The sequence below is a fragment of the Vibrio sp. QJM3NY_26 genome, from assembly GCF_057786005.1.
Genome location: NZ_CM173515.1, coordinates 834,223 through 850,245, shown reverse-complemented (window position 1 = coordinate 850,245; position 16,023 = coordinate 834,223). Strand labels below are relative to the sequence as shown.

Genomic DNA, 16,023 nt, shown 5'->3' with positions numbered 1-16,023 from the left:
CTCATCTCCATATCAAACTTTTTTGGATAAAAAGTGTTAGTCTACTGCAGGCTACGAACCACTAGAGAAACGGAATGATATATCATAAAACAAATCTGCCGCTTTTTTCCATAGCAATGTGTAGAGCTACTTTTAAAACTGTCGCTAAGTTTATCGGCATTTTATCAATATTGTTTAGTTTTTTTGTACAAGCTGCGACTCCAGAGCAAATTGAAATGATTCAGTCTGCGGCGGAACAGCACATCCTAGAGACAGTTGAGCAGCCACAAGGCGGCGAACTCTTTGTTAACTCAGCAAATGTGGACTCTAGAATCAAAGCAACAGATTGCCCTATCCTTCTAGATACCAGCGCCTCAACCACCAGTAATACCCGTAGTAGCATTACGGTTTTAGTGCAATGTGTTCCTGATGGGTGGCGAGTTTACGTGCCCGTACGCCTTTCAATGTCAGTACCACTAGTCACAACAACACGCTCACTAGCAAGAGGAGAAATCGTTGGTCAATACGATGTCACCACCGCTATGATTTCGCTTAACAAGTTTCGTCGCCAAGGTTTCACCGCACCCCAACAAGTGATCGGCGCCAAGGTAAAAAAGAACCTGAGGCCAGGTGACGTTGTCGAAAGAGGCGATATCTGTGTCGTATGCCGAAACGAGAAGGTTATCATACAGGCAGTAAAAGGTGGCATGACCATTACCACCAAAGGGACTGCGCTTACGGATGGCTCAATGGGTGATCAAGTAAGGGTGAAAAATGATAAATCACAGCGTATAATTGAAGGTATTGTTACCAGCATGTCTGAAGTCACGGTTTACTTTTAACTCTTTACTTCTAAATTGACGGTATCGTTAGTTATTTTGCTCTCAACTTTAACGCCAAAATATAACGGCTGCAGTATTTTGTCCCTTTTCGACTATTGAGCTAAAAATTGCTAAAGTATTCGAACCCTTGGTCGATATGGACTGTACAGGTTCCCATTTTTGAAAAAAAAGGCTTAACTATGGCAGGCATTGATAATATTCGTTCAGGGCAAACCCTAACGACCACTAACCGACCAGCAGTACGCTCTGATTCTAGCTCTGAGGCATCACGTTCTGATGTATCAACTAAATCACCAGCAAGCAAAGACGCGGTTTCACTAAGCCAACAAGGCAAAGCGATTGGTCAGCTCCATCAAGACATGGCTGCGCAACCAAGCTTTGACTCTGTAAAAGTTGCTGCGATCAAAGAAGCGATTGCGAACGGTTCATACACTGTCGATCCAGAGAAACTGGCTGACAACATGATCAAGTTCGAAGATGAATTAAAAGGCCTTTAAGAAAACACTAACTTTTCATTGAAGTTATTGTCTTAAAGTACACGAGGTTATGAATAGGTTTACGTTATGGCGGCACTAGCAGATTTAGTGAATTTTCAACTTCAAAATGCCAAAGCCTTATCTGAATTACTAAGTTCAGAGAAAATCGCTATTACGAGCCGACAATCAAACGATATTGAGCGAATCGCCAAAGAAAAAGTGGTCCTTGTTGAACAGCTAAGATCAACCGATCAACGAATTGCTACCCATACCAATATCTCAGAATTGACCGAGAACCCTGAACTTGCTCAGCTAGTCTCAACCATCAAGTCCATTGTGCACGACTGCCACCAAGCGAACCTAGTCAATGGCGAAGCCTTGAATCGAGCACACCTCAGTTTCAAAAAACTCAGTAATATGATGCAGCAAAGCCATGGTAAAATTGGTATGACTTACAATGCCGGTGGCCAAACGCATACGATTTCTACGCTGGGAACCAATGTAAAAGCCTAATTGGGCTAATCTTCTTCGCACAACACCCTTCTTGCTTGTATCTGTATCTCAGCCTACCCTTCTCGCTACACCGTCAAAGTCTCTCTAAACCTATAAATGCCCCTAATAAACGATAAACACAAAAAAGCGGCAAGTATTTTCATACTTGCCGCTTTTACATTCACTGTCGTTATTTATTGCCGCCCTGCCATCTGGAAAGCGAGAGCAACATATACAACTCGTCGGTCATATAACTTAAATGGTCATAAAGACTAGAACAGCGTTTGTTGCCTCTTCTCTGGCACAGCTTGAACTTCACCGTAATCGCGCAACTGCTCCATCTTACGAATATCGAGCTGAAGTTCGGTCACGTAACTATCGCCAACAGGGTAACTGCGCACCACTTCAGCACCACGAATCACACCATCGACAGCACCTGTCGTTCGCTCAGTACCTAATCGCTGATCTGACAGTTCAGCTCGGCCACTCACTCGCATACCATACACTTGCTCGGCAAGCTCACGGTAGGCATCAATTTTAGATGCTCTCATGGCACGGATACGTTTCTCTTCGTCATTACGGCCTGATTGCTCACTGATACTTGCGTAACCAACGGCAACTAAGAAGTCGTCTGGCCTCATACTTTGCAATGGCTGGCAGCCAACAAGCAGTAAGGCAGCAACAACAAATATTAACTTCTTCATTTCGAACTCCTAAGGGCGAAGAATAACGGTATAAGGCTGAGTCATCGTTGGATCAGAACGAATAATGACACCATCTTGAGTTCGAATGCTGTTCAGAGTATCTAGATCTCGACCAATACGATCCGCTGGCAAAAAGCCTTGCGCGGAAGCAACCACAATACGCGTTTGCATGCCAACAACACGAGCATTTACTAACACACCGCCTTCTTGGCGAAGCATAGTGCCTGTTAGTACGTACTGTACATCTTGCTCTTGAGCTAAGTCTTTCCAATCGCGGCTTAACGCAAAGTCACCTTGGTGAGTCACTTGAATAGAACCTGTTGTTTTGAAATCAACCACCTTGAAGCCACGACGCTGAAACTGATGAATGAAACCTTCTGATACCGAGTTTCCTAACCAGTTCGTTGTGTCCATGTGTTGCAGGTCAACAAACGAAGTAATCGCTATCGGAGTTCTTGCTGAGATACTCGTATTCGAAATGATCAGATCTTCGGTCATACTTTCCACGAAAAAGTCCATGGTATGACGAGGGCTATCCATCAACATAAACTGACTACCTGAATACTCAGACTTGCCGTTATAGATTGGCGAATAAGCACATGAGGTCAATAACATGACACTCATTACTACGACCCATTTTTTCATTATCTTATCTCCAGATAGTTTTAGTGCTCCCTGTTCCAATATGTTCTCACCATTATTCTTTTCAATGGATTACAATGTTGGAACAGTCTTTGCTTTTCATTAATGGTTCGGATTAAGAAAAACGCACTTAAGTCAGCTTCAAGCTTATAGTTATTTGTTAAGCAATATTTATACCCAACTGGTAACGAATAGATGAAAAAAATAATTTCTTACTTATTTTCAATAAGTTCACTGATAACCATAAGCTTCAGTGCTCATGCCTCTTGGTATGAAGTTACCGGTACCGCAGCCATCGTATCGTCAGAGGAAACGGCAAGGGTCCATGCTCTGGAAGACGCGGTATATAAAGCAATCCAGTTCTCAGGTGCTGATATTGGTAGTATCTCCAACCTCACGCCCTATCTCGACGCAAACAAGAAAGAGTTTCAATTTACCAATCATGAAGTGCGCTACATCTTGGTAGAAAAAGAGAAAAAACGCAGTGGCAATATAATGGTCACTGCAAGGATCGACATCTATCCTTCGGCAAATGCTTGCCATGAGAGCCAATATAAGAAGACATTTTTGGTCGGCAACATTGATGTGACTTCCCCACAACAAGCTGTAATGGGCAGAATCTATAATATTGGTGATGATTTTAGCCATGTCGTTGACCGACAACTGGCCCAAGAATCTCGAAGCTTTGTGTCTGTTGGCACAACCAATTACGATATCGACAAACGTCGACCGGAAGTGATCAAAATGATCGCACAAGACACAGGAGCACAGTACATTATCGGCGGTGATATCACCGACTTAACTGCTACCATTGAATCCAAGCTTCTAAAAGACGACATTATAAACCGCCAGTTTGCCTTAGAAATGCAAGTCTTCGATGGCAAAACAGGTCATCAGGTTTATAACCGTAGCTACCGTGAAGTGGCAAAATGGCCTTTTGCTAAGACCAGTGAGGTTGATACGCGCAGTGCTCGTTTCTGGGCATCAACCTACGGCAGTATGATGCTTCGCGTCAGCCGCAATATTATGTTGGACTTGGAATCAGAAGTATCATGTAAAATCACGCTTCCAGAGGTGGCTGCAGTATTTGGTAACACTGTGACCATTGATTTAGGTCGAATGCATGGCGTTCAACAAGGTGACAAACTGCAACTGTGGCACACCGGTTCGTTTATCGACCAACGAGGCTTGCCACGTAATAAGGTCTCTCAAAGCGATATCACACTGACCGTTTCTCGCGTTTATGAGAACGAAGCTGAACTCACGATTGATCAACCTAGCCTTGCTGGAAGCATTCAAATTGGTGATGTAATGCAGAAAATCATGTAGTTAGCGACAAGCTCACTTCATAGTTTCTAATAAAGCCTTAGCACTTTTGTTAAGGCTATATTTTTTTCATGATGATTAGTTTCGGTTTTAACGTATTTGTCGTAACCTTATTAATAACATAATCATCATTTAGCAAACTATGAGCCAGAATAATCTAATTGGTGCGACCGGTTATCGATTTATATCGAAAGGCCAAACCGCTTTTAAAATCCACATCCATACTCCCGAAGATACGGTGTTACATCGTTCTGTCGGTTTTGTTCGTATGGGTGAAGACAAAGCACTAAAGAAAACCATCAAGTTAAGAGATGAGCTTGGCAGAAAGCTCTGGGGAAAGTTTTGGCCAAAAGTCCTTAGAGAGCCCTATCTGATGACGCGTTTACCGCACAGTTTAGAACCTAAAATAGTATTCAAACCAAACCCGACTCAGACAGATCCCGAACATCGAGATGAATGCTACATCGCTAAGTGGCGCGTATTCTCTGAAAGTGGTGAATACAAATACAGAACCAAAGTATGTTCTATACGCAAACACGGTCGACTTGCGGCCTACAGCCAAACCAAACGAGCGCTGCTTGAAGCTCACAAAGATGTGATTGAACTGCTTATCTTTATGGGACGACTGAACAGCATCGACCTGAAGTAGTATCAACTTCAGTAAAGCGAGTAAGCTAAGAATCAGCTTCCCATATTAAGCAGATACAGAAACAGCCGCATTGCGGCTGTTTTTATTTATAGCTATACATCATGGTGCTTTAGTATGTTGCTACACCTTAATCGACCACCTAGCTTCGGCATATCTCCGACAGTGTCGTCAGTCGGCGTTTTGATTCTTTCACATAGGGGTTACTTTGATCCCATGCGTAACCAGCCAAAATAGAACACACCATTTGCTTAATCTTCGGGTTGGGGTCTTGATAGAAAATCACATCCTGCAAGGTACCTGAGTACCATCCCTCGACATAGGTTCGAAAGGTGTTTACTCCGGTCATCAATGGATCTGCATAATCACGATCCCAATCAACGCTTTCACCATTGAGCTGTTTTTCTACGCACTCAACGGCAAACTGAGCCGACTTCATCGCAATTGTCACGCCTGATGAAAACACAGGGTCAAGAAACTCACCGGCATTACCCAGCAGCGCATACTTGTCTGTTGCTAGGTGCTTTACGTTGGCAGAATAACCACCGATTTCGCCCGCAGGGTTCGGATACTCTGCATTTGCCAAAATATCAGCCAAACCCGGCTCTTCCGTTACCAGTTGCTTAATCGCGGCAATCTTGTCTTCTGGGTATGATTCAAAGAACTTAGGCTCCCCGACTACACCAAACGAAGACACACCGTTGCTAAACGGGATCAACCAATACCAAACGTCAGGATTAGTCGGGTGCACCGAGATCAGAATTTTGTTGCGGTCATATTCAAGGTCGGTATCAACCTCTGAAATATGGTCGTTAATGTGCGTGAAAATAGCTTTGCGTGGAGGAAGCGATGATGGTTCTTCTAAATCAAGCATCTTCGGTAACACGCGACCAAAGCCACTGCCATCCAGCACGTATTGAGCTTCTAGCTGATAGCGTTCTCCATCAAGCACTTGTACGTCTAAAATGGTACTGTCTTCAGTGAAGTTAATGCCCATCAACTCATGTTGATAATCAATGGCAACACCTTGCGCCTCGGCAGTGTCTGCTAACACCTTATCAAAGGCGCCTCGTTGAACCTGAAACGTGGTTCCCGGCCCAGCAGAGAACTTATCTTCAAAATTAAACGCGGTGTACACACCATTTTTACGAAAAGCAGCACCATCTTTAAATTGGAAATTAGCGTCAGCCACCGCTTCGCTCATCCCAGCTTGTTCAATCACTTCCATGCAAGCAGGTAATAGGCTTTCACCAATAGAAAAGCGCGGGAAAAGGCTCTTTTCAATCACTCGAACATCGATGCCTTTTTTATGAAGCAAAGACGCGGCAATAGACCCTGATGGCCCAGCTCCGATGATCACTACTTGAGTTGACAGTTTTTTCATTAATTTAAGCCATGTTTATTATTTTTTATTGCGCGCCAGCTTTCAATTCAAGAAGCGTGTGACCAAGACCAATATCGTCGGTACGAGTTACCACTTCGAAACCCGCTTCTTCAACAATCTCTAAGAAATCTTCACTGCGGTAAAAACGGCTGTTGCCATTTGCCAAGCAGGTAAAGTAGAGAGACGTCGCGTTTAAGCTATAAGAAGCCGCATCGTATTTCTGTGCATCCCAAAACAGTTCAAGGATATAGACAGTCGCGTCTTCTGACATATGAGAGCGAACACGCTTTAATATGCTCAGAATCTCCATTGGCGAGAAGCAATCAAGGAACTGGCTCATCCACCACACATCCGCACCCGTCGGCAGCGCTTGCTGTTTGTCGAGCATGTTGGCTGGGAATGGAGTCACTCGGTCTCGATGGCCATGTTGTGTCGCGTTTGCCATTGCCATTTCTAGCTGTTGCGGCAAATCAACAATCGTGACCTCAACATCTGAATCGTGATTGCAGCACTGCATTGCCCACTTACCGGTGTTACCACCGATATCCACTAGCGATTTAGGTTTCTTGCTGAAGACTTTCTCAAGCAAAACAGGGAACGAACGGTCCGAATAGAAGTGATCGAACTTAAACCAACTCTCTTTGGCTTTTTCTGGCAATTGAGACAAGCCTTGGTAAATGGTTTCCCAATCACCCAGCTCCTTCAGGCCGGCAGGTGTGCCTTCTTCAATCGCTTCGGTTAGATGCATCATCGCTGCGTAACAAACATCGGCTGTGAAATCCATGTTTGCGTTAGTCATACCATCGTGCAGAAGGTAAAAACCAAGGTTGGCCATTTTATAGTTAGGTTTGTCCCAAGTAACAATATGAGCACTTAACGCCATATCAAGCAGAACTTTTACGCCGTACTCAGATACGCCCGTTATTTCCGAAAGAGTCTCTGCAGGTAAACCATCATTACCCGCGTCATCTAACGCTTTCAAGATACCTAAATCACGAAGTGTACGGGCAGTATGAAAAACAATGGGAGCGAAAGACAATTTCTGCGCTTCTGTTTTTGCTTCTAATGCGTTGAATGGATCTAATTTATATTCCGACACGAAAAACCTAACTTTAAATAATAGAGGATTACTCAGCTGCCATTTGTGCAAGCTTACGTTTAATATCAACGTTTAAGTTATTAACCCAACGGTTGTAATTACGGTGTATTTCACCATCGTCGTACTTCAAATTCTCTGATTCAACGTAAAGAATAGAGTAAAACTTGTCACTATAAGGAATTTCAATCACAGCATGGTGTGAACGAACATACAGTTCTGCACGGATCAAGCCAGGCTTTATTTCTGAAACCAACCAGCCTCGGTTTTCAGCAGACTCATAAATAGCTGATTTCACCTGTTTACTTTGAAGATTAAGTGCAACTGGAGTATCCTCAACATTCATTACAGGTTGGACACGTCCACACCCTGCAAGAACGAATATGAATAACATTGAAACGGCTATTTTTAGTAATTTCATTTAAATTCCTTACCTGTGTTTATTTATAAGCACGCATAGTATTTAGTTAGACCCAAAGCAAATCAATACTTTATGTCAAATCAATCCCAATTAATGTCGTTTAATATTGAGAAATGGTCTGCAAACTCTGCGGGGCTCAATTCTGATGCCAAATGGCAAACATGGAGCAAGAATTTAGATTGGCCACAAGATGGCTCAACTGAATTTAAAGCTATCCCGCCGATGATGCGCCGCCGAATGAGCCTGCAAAGTAAGCTTGCCGTCCAAACTGCGTTAACTCTATTAAAAGACACCTCGATTGACTATCTGGTTTTTGCCAGCCGACATGGTGAGCTACACCGAACCGCCACATTGATTCAGTCGATACTCGAAGGTGACGATGCCTCTCCAATGGCGTTCTCGCAGTCGGTACATAATACCGCAGCGGGCCTAACCACCATTGCCGCGAAAGCACCGATTCCACTGACCTCAATCGCCGCGGGGCAAGATACTTTCCATAACGCTCTGATTGAAGCTTACCTTTATCTTCACCAATACCCATTGCATAGTGTCTTAGTCATCGACTTCGACCAACCGCTACCAGAGCTCTATCAAGAATACGAAACTCAGCACTATGCCGACTATGCTCTAGGTTTAGTGATCACAGCAGGCAATGAATACTCAATTTCGAGAACAGCCACTAGCAGCTCAATAGCTAGTAGCCCCATAGCTAGCGACAGGTCAACGGCTGATTTGCCACAAGGTCTACAAACACTACAACATATTCTACTGGGTACGCAGCGTTGGGCGATTGCAGGCAAGCACCAAACTTGGTCGTGGGTAAACAACGCGAAACCTGGAACTCAAGAATGAGTAAGGTAGACCAATATTGGCGAGTGTTTGCGACAGGATTCTGCTTTACCACCTTTGGGCTGGGAGGCTTAGTATTAAGCTTCTTAATCTTACCTTCTATTGCAATAACGACACCCAATACCATTGAAAGAGAGCTCAAAGTTCAGCGACTGATTCGTTTCTCATTCAATGCTTTTTGCCAAATCATGAAGTTCACTGGTGCGATTGATTATCGAATTGATGGCGCCGAACTGCTACGTGAAGATCGTAATTGCATCATCGTTGCCAACCATCCGAGCTTAATAGACTATGTGCTGATCGCCTCTCAACTTCCTCAATGTGATTGCCTCGTCAAAGCGGCCATTTGGGAAAACCCGTTTATGAAGAGGATTGTTAAAGCGGCGGGTTACATACCCAATCAAGCACCTGACGATCTTTTAGAGCGTTGTGAAGAACGCTTTTCACGTGGCAATGTCCTGCTGGTTTTTCCAGAAGGCACTCGCACAACGCCGGAAATTGAACCATCCTTACAACGTGGTGCGGCACAAATTGCCACTCGAACACAAACCGATTTACGCGTGATTCATATTACGGTTTCTCCGACATTCTTAACGAAAGAGAAAAAATGGTATCAAGTTCCTGCTACGAAACCCTTTTTTCATATCGCGGTGAAAGGTAAAATAGAAGTCGCACCATTTATTGAGAATGCAAATAACTTAACTTCGGCAGCAAGACGCCTTAATCATCATCTTGCACATACTATATTCCCTTCCGAAGAAAACATTTAGCTCATCAATAAACAACCGGCGATATCGGCATTTCGAAAATACATCGCATAATGTAGAATCGCCCCCTTAAAGCAGCATTCAGATAAAGCATTAAGTAGGCCAAAGTGGAAACATTACACAACGAACTGAAACAACTGATCATCGACGCATTGAACCTTGAAGACATGAGCATTGATGAGATTGAAACAGAAGCTCCACTATTTGGTGATGGACTTGGACTAGATTCTATCGATGCACTTGAGCTTGGTCTTGCTATCAAGAAAAAGTACAACATTGTTATCGATGCCGACGATTCAAACACTCGACAGCACTTTGCGTCAGTTGAAAATCTAGCGAACTACATCTCTTCTCAAACAAACAACTAGACAGATCTTTATGACACAAGCGAACCAACAAGAAGTATACAATCAGGTTAAAGATGCGCTTATTGAGCTGTTTGAGCTTGATGCTGAAGATATCACGCCTGAAGCACACCTTTATCTCGACCTAGACCTAGACAGCATTGATGCGGTTGATTTGGTCGTTCATTTACAGAACGTAACGGGTAAGAAGATCAAACCTGAAGAGTTCAAAGCAGTACGCACCGTTAATGACGTTGTGGAGTCTGTGGCTGAACTATTGAAGGACGCCTAATGCGTCCTCTGCTGACTTTATTGTCGGCAATCATACTTTTCACTTATCCAATAGCGGTTTACTTTGGACTCAACAAGTTTGGCCTACAAACCGTTGGCATCGTCTTAGCCGCTATCTTTGCTGTCCGCATTTTCACCGGCGGTCAGGCTAAGATCAAAGAGCTAAAACACCTAGCTTGGATCAGTGGAAGTGCCGGAATTGTTCTACTGGCATTAGGGTTAGCCTTCAAACAGCATGGCTGGTTAACCTATTATCCCGTCATCGTTAATGTTTGTATGTTGGCTGTATTCGCTTCAAGCCTATGGCAACCGCAAACCATTATCGAACGTCTTGCTCGACTCCAAGAGCCTGAACTTCCGCAAAGTGGCGTTGATTACACACGAAAAGTCACCAAAGTTTGGTGTTTGTTCTTTGTTATCAATGGCTCTATCGCCCTTTACACCTGCTTCCAACCTCTTGAAATCTGGACCCTATACAATGGCTTACTCAGCTATTTGTTCGCCGGGTTACTCTTTGCAGGAGAGTGGGTGGTAAGACAGCGCATTCGTCAGAGTTAAATTGTTATGACCCAAACCGTATCTTACATCTCATTGTCTGAACTCCTCAGTCAAAACCGAGCCCCTGAATCTATTGTCTGCTTTGACGACAATAGTGAGATTACTTGGCAAACATTTAACGACGACTTATCTCAACTCGTGAACCTTTTATCTTCACCCCATTTTCAACGAGTTGCGATTTGTACCCAAGACAGCTGCCTATTTTCGGTGGCCTTTTTGGCATGTGCAGTCAACAAAAAGCACATCATCTTGCCCGGCAACTATCAACCTTGTGCGCTTGCCGAGTTAAGTGAACATTTTGACTGCCTGTTAGTTGATGATTCGATTGGCGAAGTAGAGGTTAGTGACGTTCGCAATGTCCAAACGCTGTTAAGCTCAAACACCGAGTCACAAAAGCCTCTAATCGATAACCTTACGACCATTGATTTGGCAGCCACCCAACTGACCCTGTTTACGTCGGGCTCAAGCGGTACGCCAAAGGCAATCAATAAAACACTAGAACACCTAGATATTGAGATTGCTCAGTTAGATAAGAACTGGGACAAATTACTCAAGGGCAACCGAGTCCACAGTACGGTCTCACACCAACATATCTATGGTCTGTTGTTCCGAATTTTATGGCCACTTTGTTCTGGTGTTCCATTTGCTCGACACAATCTTGAGTACCCTGAACAAATCCTATCTCACGCTAACAAACAGAGCGTGCTGATCAGTAGCCCTGCGCTACTCAAGCGATTAAAACACGAGACAAAACCTGCACAGCTAGCTGGTCTGTTCTCTTCTGGTGGCCCTTTACCAACAGAATCGGCTCACCAAGCACTTAACTTGTTAGGACATTTGCCCATCGAGGTTTTTGGTAGCACTGAAACCGGCGGTATCGCATTTCGTCAGCAAGAGAGCGCTCAAACACCTTGGCAGCTTTTTGGCTGTATTGAGGCTAGTCTCAATAGTGAGAATTGCATTAAGTTATTGTCGCCGTACATCGACAAAAACAACTGGTATCAAACCGCCGATGAGTGCGAAATGGTCTCGAGCAATCAATTCATATTGAAAGGCCGAACCGATCGAGTGATCAAGATAGAAGAAAAACGAGTATCACTGGTTGAAGTCGAAAAGCGACTAGAGCAACTTCCTTGGATCAGTGAGTGCGTGGTGATTCCATTTGAAGAACCTGAGCGCTTAATCTTAGCGTCGGTTTTGGTATTATCAGAGGAAGGCCAAGCGAAACTCGCCACCATGAGTAAAGGTAAATTCTGGTTGATGCTGCGTTCAGAGTTGAGAAAGTGGTTAGAACCGATCGCTATCCCAAGAAAATATCGTGTTGTTGACGAGATTCCCCTCAACAGCCAAGGTAAGCGGTTAACCTCTCACATAGAGCAGCTCGTAAAATCATAGAAATCGCTTATCGTGTTTTACACTGAGACTGTCTTTTTATATTTTTGTCAGAACACCCATTTTCAGCCCAAGGATTCTAAGCACGCGCTATGGATAAGAGAAAACCAAACGTCATTGCTGTTGACACTATAGAAAAAGAATCGACTTTGACACTCCATGTTACTGGGGACATCACCGATTTTAAGGGGCACTTCAAGAACTTCCCTATTCTTCCGGGTGTTACACAGATTGATTGGGCACTTCACTATGCAGTTCAAGAGCTGAATGTCCCTGGTTACTTTAAAGGCATGGAAGTCATCAAGTTCCAAGAGCCGATCCTGCCTGATTCGACCATTCAGCTGTCACTCAAGTGGGATGCTGACAAAGATAAATTGAGCTTTAGTTACACGTCGAACAATGGCGAACAAACTCACTCTTCAGGCAAAATGAAGCTGGGAGAGAAAAGTGAATAGCGCCGAGGCTGTTTCTCAACACGCACTTGAAGAAAGCAACTACAAGGCTTGCTTCCTAATTCCGTGCTTTAACCACGGCGCAACCATGCCCTCGGTGGTCTCATCACTTCTTAATTTCAAACTTCCGATCATTATTGTTGATGATGGCAGTGAACTAGAGACCAAACAGCTTCTGACTCCACTTGCCGATAGCCCAAGCGTGACTTTGGTAACACTTCATCAGAACCAAGGCAAAGGCGGCGCAGTAAAGGCCGGCATAAAAAAAGCACAACAGCTCGGCTTTAGCCACGCCATTCAAATTGATGCTGACGGACAACACGACCTTGAAGCCTTACCAGCATTAGTTGAGGCCTCACAAGCTAAGCCACAACGTCTGATATCAGGCCAGCCTGTCTATGACGACAGTGTTCCTAAAGCTAGGCTCTACGGGCGCTACGCGACACATATTTGGGTATGGATAGAAACACTGTCTCTGTCGATTAAAGACAGCATGTGTGGCTTCAGAGCGTATCCAATCAACCAAACACAAGCAGTGCTCAGCAAATACGATGTTGGTTCGAGAATGGACTTCGATATTGAGATTTTGGTTCGCTTGTATTGGGAAGGCTGCGATATTGATTTCGTTGAAACACGCGTTATATACCCAGAAAACGGCATATCTCATTTCGATGCGCTTTGGGATAACGTAAAAATCAGCTGGATGCACACACGACTGTTTTTCGGCATGCTGCCGAGAGCACCAAAATTGATTGCTCGTCATTTCAAACCGACGTCTGCTAATAATGATCAAAACCAAGATTCCTTGGCTGAATCAAACAAAAACGAGTCAGAACAGCCCCATTGGTCTCGCACTCAAGAGCGCGGCACAGTATTAGGCATCAAACTGTTATTGGCTATTTATACCTTGTTAGGCCGAGGCGTATTTAATCTTATTTTGCGTGGTGTGATGCGTTACTACCATCTAACGGGTAAGCGCGCGCGAAACTCATCTGAACAGTACCTATTTCAGCTTAAGGCATACGCTGAACAACAGAACATAGAGTTACCCGCTGAGTTAACCAGCTATAACCACCTGCTCTCGTTTGGCCATACCATGCTAGACAAGTTAGCGGCATGGAAAGGCGATTTCTCGGTAGATAACTTGACGATTCATGGCCAAGATCAATTCGAAAGCATGGTGGAAAACCAACAAGGTGTGCTGATTCTAGGATCTCACCTTGGCAATATAGAATTATGCCGCGCTTTAGGCCGCAGACATTCGAACATCAAAATCAATGCGCTGGTATTCACAGAGCACGCTGAACGTTTTAATTCAGTGATGAAAGCGGTCAACCCGCAGTCTGATTTAAACCTGATTCAAGTAACTTCAATGGGGCCAGACACCGCCATCTTATTGCAACAGAAGTTGGAGCAAGGCGAGTGGATTGTGATTGTTGGTGATAGAACTTCCACCAGCAAAGAGAGCCGTTCAGTATGGGCTGAGTTCTTGGGTAAAGACGCCCCCTTTCCTCAAGGGCCATTTATGTTAGCCTCTATACTTAAAGCGCCCGTGTTTCTATTGTTTGGTCTACGTGATGACACTCAATCAAAACCGCACTTTAATGTTTATTTCGAGCATTTTAGCGACAAGATCGAGCTACCAAGAAAGACTCGCGAACAATCTTTACAGCAAGTCGTGCAAAAATACGCAAACCGACTTGAGCACTACACACTGAAAGCACCGCTTCAGTGGTACAACTTTTTTAACTTTTGGACATTGAGCAACCAGCACCATGACGAAAAAGAATCCAAATAGCATCACTTTTGGTGCCGAACGCCTCACTATCGAGGACGTTGTCGCTATCTCACAAGGCGCAAAAGCCTCGATGAACTCAAGTGACGAGTTCACATCAAAAATCGACCGCGGTGTTGCCTTCTTAGAACGCCTTCTAAAAGAAGAAGGGGTAATCTATGGCGTGACAACGGGCTACGGTGACTCATGTACCGTTGCGATTCCGCCAAACCTTGTTGATGAGTTACCATTGCATCTAACGCGCTTTCATGGCTGTGGTTTAGGCGAAATACTGTCTCACGAACAATCTCGTGCAGTATTAGCAACGCGCCTTTGTTCATTGTCACAAGGTGTATCTGGTGTGACTCACGATTTGCTCAACCAGATCGTTACTCTGATCAACCAAGATATCTCACCGCGTATTCCTCAAGAAGGATCGGTTGGCGCCAGTGGCGATTTAACGCCGCTGTCTTACTTAGCGGCCGCACTGATTGGTGAGCGCGATGTTATCTACAAAGGTGAAGTTCGCCCTACTAGTGACGTTTACAAAGAGCTAGGGATTAACCCTATCAAGCTTAAGCCAAAAGAAGGCTTAGCATTAATGAATGGTACGTCAGTAATGACGGCTTTAGCTTGTATCGCCTACAAACGTGCAGAATACCTAGCTCAGCTGTCGACTAAGATCACCGCAATGGTGTCTGTCGGTATGCAAGGCAACGATTTCCATTTCGATGAAGCACTGTTTGCAGTGAAGCCTCATCCGGGTCAACAGCAAGTTGCTGCATGGCTACGTGATGACTTACAAGCAGATCGCCCGCCACGTAACAGTGACCGTCTGCAAGATCGTTACTCATTGCGTTGTGCCCCACACGTTATCGGTGTCGTTCAAGACTCTCTGCCTTGGCTTCGCCAAATGATTGAGAATGAGCTCAACAGCGCTAACGACAACCCAATTATCGATGGCGACAACGAGCGCGTACTGCATGGTGGACACTTCTACGGCGGCCATATTGCCATGGCGATGGATACGTTAAAAACAGCAGTAGCCAACCTTGCGGATCTGCTTGATCGCCAAATGGCACAGTTGATGGATTACAAGTTCAATAACGGCTTGCCATTTAACCTAACCGGCGCAGAAGGCGAACGTAAGCCGATTAACCACGGCTTCAAAGCAGTACAGATTGGTGTTTCAGCTTGGACAGCAGAAGCATTGAAACACACTATGCCTGCAAGTGTATTCTCTCGTTCAACAGAGTGTCATAACCAAGACAAAGTGAGCATGGGTACTATTGCAGCCCGTGATTGTTTACGCGTTCTAGAGCTAACGGAACAAGTGGCAGCAGCATCACTTCTGGCGGGTACACAAGCACTTGAGCTTCGTAAACGTCACAGCGAGCTTGATGAGCACCACATGAGTGAAAACCTCAAGCACATTCGCGACGAAGTACTCAAAGAGTTTGAATTTATCGTAGAAGATCGACCACTTGAAGGCGATCTACGTCACTTCATTGCTCGTATTCAAAGTCAGCACTGGTCACTTTACTCATAGAGTAGCTAACTTCATAAAGTAGCTAAACTCATAAAGTAG

Annotated in this window: 19 protein-coding genes; 14 read left to right on the top strand and 5 right to left on the bottom strand. The window is 44.4% G+C overall.

All coding sequences use genetic code 11. The features are described 5' to 3' along the window. Window positions 1–74: 74 nt before the first annotated feature. From flgA to AC3CH4_RS03800, 3 genes are all read left to right on the top strand, one after another. Window positions 75–821, top strand: coding sequence for a flagellar basal body P-ring formation chaperone FlgA (gene flgA / locus AC3CH4_RS03810; RefSeq protein WP_488543324.1), 747 nt, complete (start codon window positions 75–77; stop codon window positions 819–821). A 179-nt stretch (window positions 822–1,000) separates the two neighbouring features. Then, window positions 1,001–1,318 carry a flagellar biosynthesis anti-sigma factor FlgM gene (flgM, locus tag AC3CH4_RS03805; protein WP_032546011.1) on the top strand — a complete coding sequence of 106 codons (318 nt, stop codon included), beginning with the start codon at window positions 1,001–1,003 and terminating at the stop codon, window positions 1,316–1,318. 66 nt (window positions 1,319–1,384) lie between these two features. Next, on the top strand, window positions 1,385–1,810 hold the full coding sequence (locus tag AC3CH4_RS03800; RefSeq protein WP_146454448.1) for a flagella synthesis protein FlgN: 426 nt from the start codon (window positions 1,385–1,387) through the stop codon (window positions 1,808–1,810). Between the two features lie 251 nt (window positions 1,811–2,061). Here the strand turns inward: AC3CH4_RS03800 and flgP are convergent, their stop codons facing one another. Together flgP and AC3CH4_RS03790 are read right to left on the bottom strand one after the other, a co-directional pair. After that, complete coding sequence (gene flgP, locus AC3CH4_RS03795) at window positions 2,062–2,493, bottom strand: flagellar assembly lipoprotein FlgP (protein WP_102436433.1); 432 nt, start codon at window positions 2,491–2,493, stop codon at window positions 2,062–2,064. A 9-nt stretch (window positions 2,494–2,502) separates the two neighbouring features. Further along, window positions 2,503–3,138, bottom strand: a complete 636-nt coding sequence (locus AC3CH4_RS03790) for a FlgO family outer membrane protein (RefSeq protein ID WP_372244222.1) — start codon at window positions 3,136–3,138, stop codon at window positions 2,503–2,505. A gap of 192 nt (window positions 3,139–3,330) precedes the next feature. On the opposite strand from AC3CH4_RS03790, the gene AC3CH4_RS03785 reads away from it, so the two are divergent. Further along, complete coding sequence (locus AC3CH4_RS03785) at window positions 3,331–4,464, top strand: flagellar assembly protein FlgT (protein WP_017095995.1); 1,134 nt, start codon at window positions 3,331–3,333, stop codon at window positions 4,462–4,464. A 139-nt stretch (window positions 4,465–4,603) separates the two neighbouring features. Beyond that, window positions 4,604–5,110 (top strand): hypothetical protein, encoded by a 507-nt coding sequence (locus AC3CH4_RS03780; protein ID WP_017084506.1) that lies wholly within the window; start codon window positions 4,604–4,606, stop codon window positions 5,108–5,110. A 139-nt stretch (window positions 5,111–5,249) separates the two neighbouring features. On the opposite strand, the gene AC3CH4_RS03775 is transcribed toward AC3CH4_RS03780, so the two are convergent. From AC3CH4_RS03775 to AC3CH4_RS03765, 3 genes are read right to left on the bottom strand one after another with little or no spacing between them, the layout of a single operon-like run. Then, window positions 5,250–6,491 (bottom strand): NAD(P)/FAD-dependent oxidoreductase, encoded by a 1,242-nt coding sequence (locus AC3CH4_RS03775; RefSeq protein WP_488543323.1) that lies wholly within the window; start codon window positions 6,489–6,491, stop codon window positions 5,250–5,252. A 25-nt stretch (window positions 6,492–6,516) separates the two neighbouring features. Then, window positions 6,517–7,590, bottom strand: a complete 1,074-nt coding sequence (locus tag AC3CH4_RS03770; RefSeq protein WP_017095992.1) for a methyltransferase — start codon at window positions 7,588–7,590, stop codon at window positions 6,517–6,519. Between the two features lie 28 nt (window positions 7,591–7,618). Then, complete coding sequence (locus AC3CH4_RS03765) at window positions 7,619–8,008, bottom strand: hypothetical protein (protein WP_017084503.1); 390 nt, start codon at window positions 8,006–8,008, stop codon at window positions 7,619–7,621. A gap of 72 nt (window positions 8,009–8,080) precedes the next feature. On the opposite strand from AC3CH4_RS03765, the gene AC3CH4_RS03760 reads away from it, so the two are divergent. From AC3CH4_RS03760 to AC3CH4_RS03720, 9 genes are all read left to right on the top strand, one after another. Then, window positions 8,081–8,860, top strand: a complete 780-nt coding sequence (locus AC3CH4_RS03760; protein WP_488543322.1) for a beta-ketoacyl synthase chain length factor — start codon at window positions 8,081–8,083, stop codon at window positions 8,858–8,860. Then, window positions 8,857–9,627 (top strand): lysophospholipid acyltransferase family protein, encoded by a 771-nt coding sequence (locus tag AC3CH4_RS03755; RefSeq protein ID WP_488543321.1) that lies wholly within the window; start codon window positions 8,857–8,859, stop codon window positions 9,625–9,627. The genes AC3CH4_RS03760 and AC3CH4_RS03755 overlap by 4 nt, the downstream gene beginning before the upstream one ends. A gap of 104 nt (window positions 9,628–9,731) precedes the next feature. Continuing rightward, window positions 9,732–9,992, top strand: a complete 261-nt coding sequence (locus AC3CH4_RS03750; protein WP_004736154.1) for a phosphopantetheine-binding protein — start codon at window positions 9,732–9,734, stop codon at window positions 9,990–9,992. 10 nt (window positions 9,993–10,002) lie between these two features. After that, entirely contained in the window at window positions 10,003–10,260 is a 258-nt protein-coding gene (locus AC3CH4_RS03745; protein WP_004736153.1) for an acyl carrier protein, read from the top strand. Next, a complete protein-coding gene (locus AC3CH4_RS03740; protein WP_017076838.1) occupies window positions 10,260–10,817 on the top strand; it encodes a COG4648 family protein in 558 nt (185 codons plus the stop codon). The genes AC3CH4_RS03745 and AC3CH4_RS03740 overlap by 1 nt, the downstream gene beginning before the upstream one ends. A 6-nt stretch (window positions 10,818–10,823) precedes the next feature. Then, window positions 10,824–12,212 carry an AMP-binding protein gene (locus AC3CH4_RS03735; RefSeq protein WP_488543320.1) on the top strand — a complete coding sequence of 463 codons (1,389 nt, stop codon included), beginning with the start codon at window positions 10,824–10,826 and terminating at the stop codon, window positions 12,210–12,212. 89 nt (window positions 12,213–12,301) lie between these two features. Then, window positions 12,302–12,664 carry an ApeI family dehydratase gene (locus AC3CH4_RS03730; RefSeq protein WP_017076840.1) on the top strand — a complete coding sequence of 121 codons (363 nt, stop codon included), beginning with the start codon at window positions 12,302–12,304 and terminating at the stop codon, window positions 12,662–12,664. After that, complete coding sequence (locus AC3CH4_RS03725) at window positions 12,657–14,459, top strand: glycosyltransferase family 2 protein (RefSeq protein ID WP_488543319.1); 1,803 nt, start codon at window positions 12,657–12,659, stop codon at window positions 14,457–14,459. The genes AC3CH4_RS03730 and AC3CH4_RS03725 overlap by 8 nt, the downstream gene beginning before the upstream one ends. Continuing rightward, window positions 14,437–15,984, top strand: a complete 1,548-nt coding sequence (locus AC3CH4_RS03720; RefSeq protein ID WP_488543318.1) for an HAL/PAL/TAL family ammonia-lyase — start codon at window positions 14,437–14,439, stop codon at window positions 15,982–15,984. Before AC3CH4_RS03725 ends, AC3CH4_RS03720 begins: the two co-directional genes overlap by 23 nt. Window positions 15,985–16,023 lie beyond the last annotated feature (39 nt).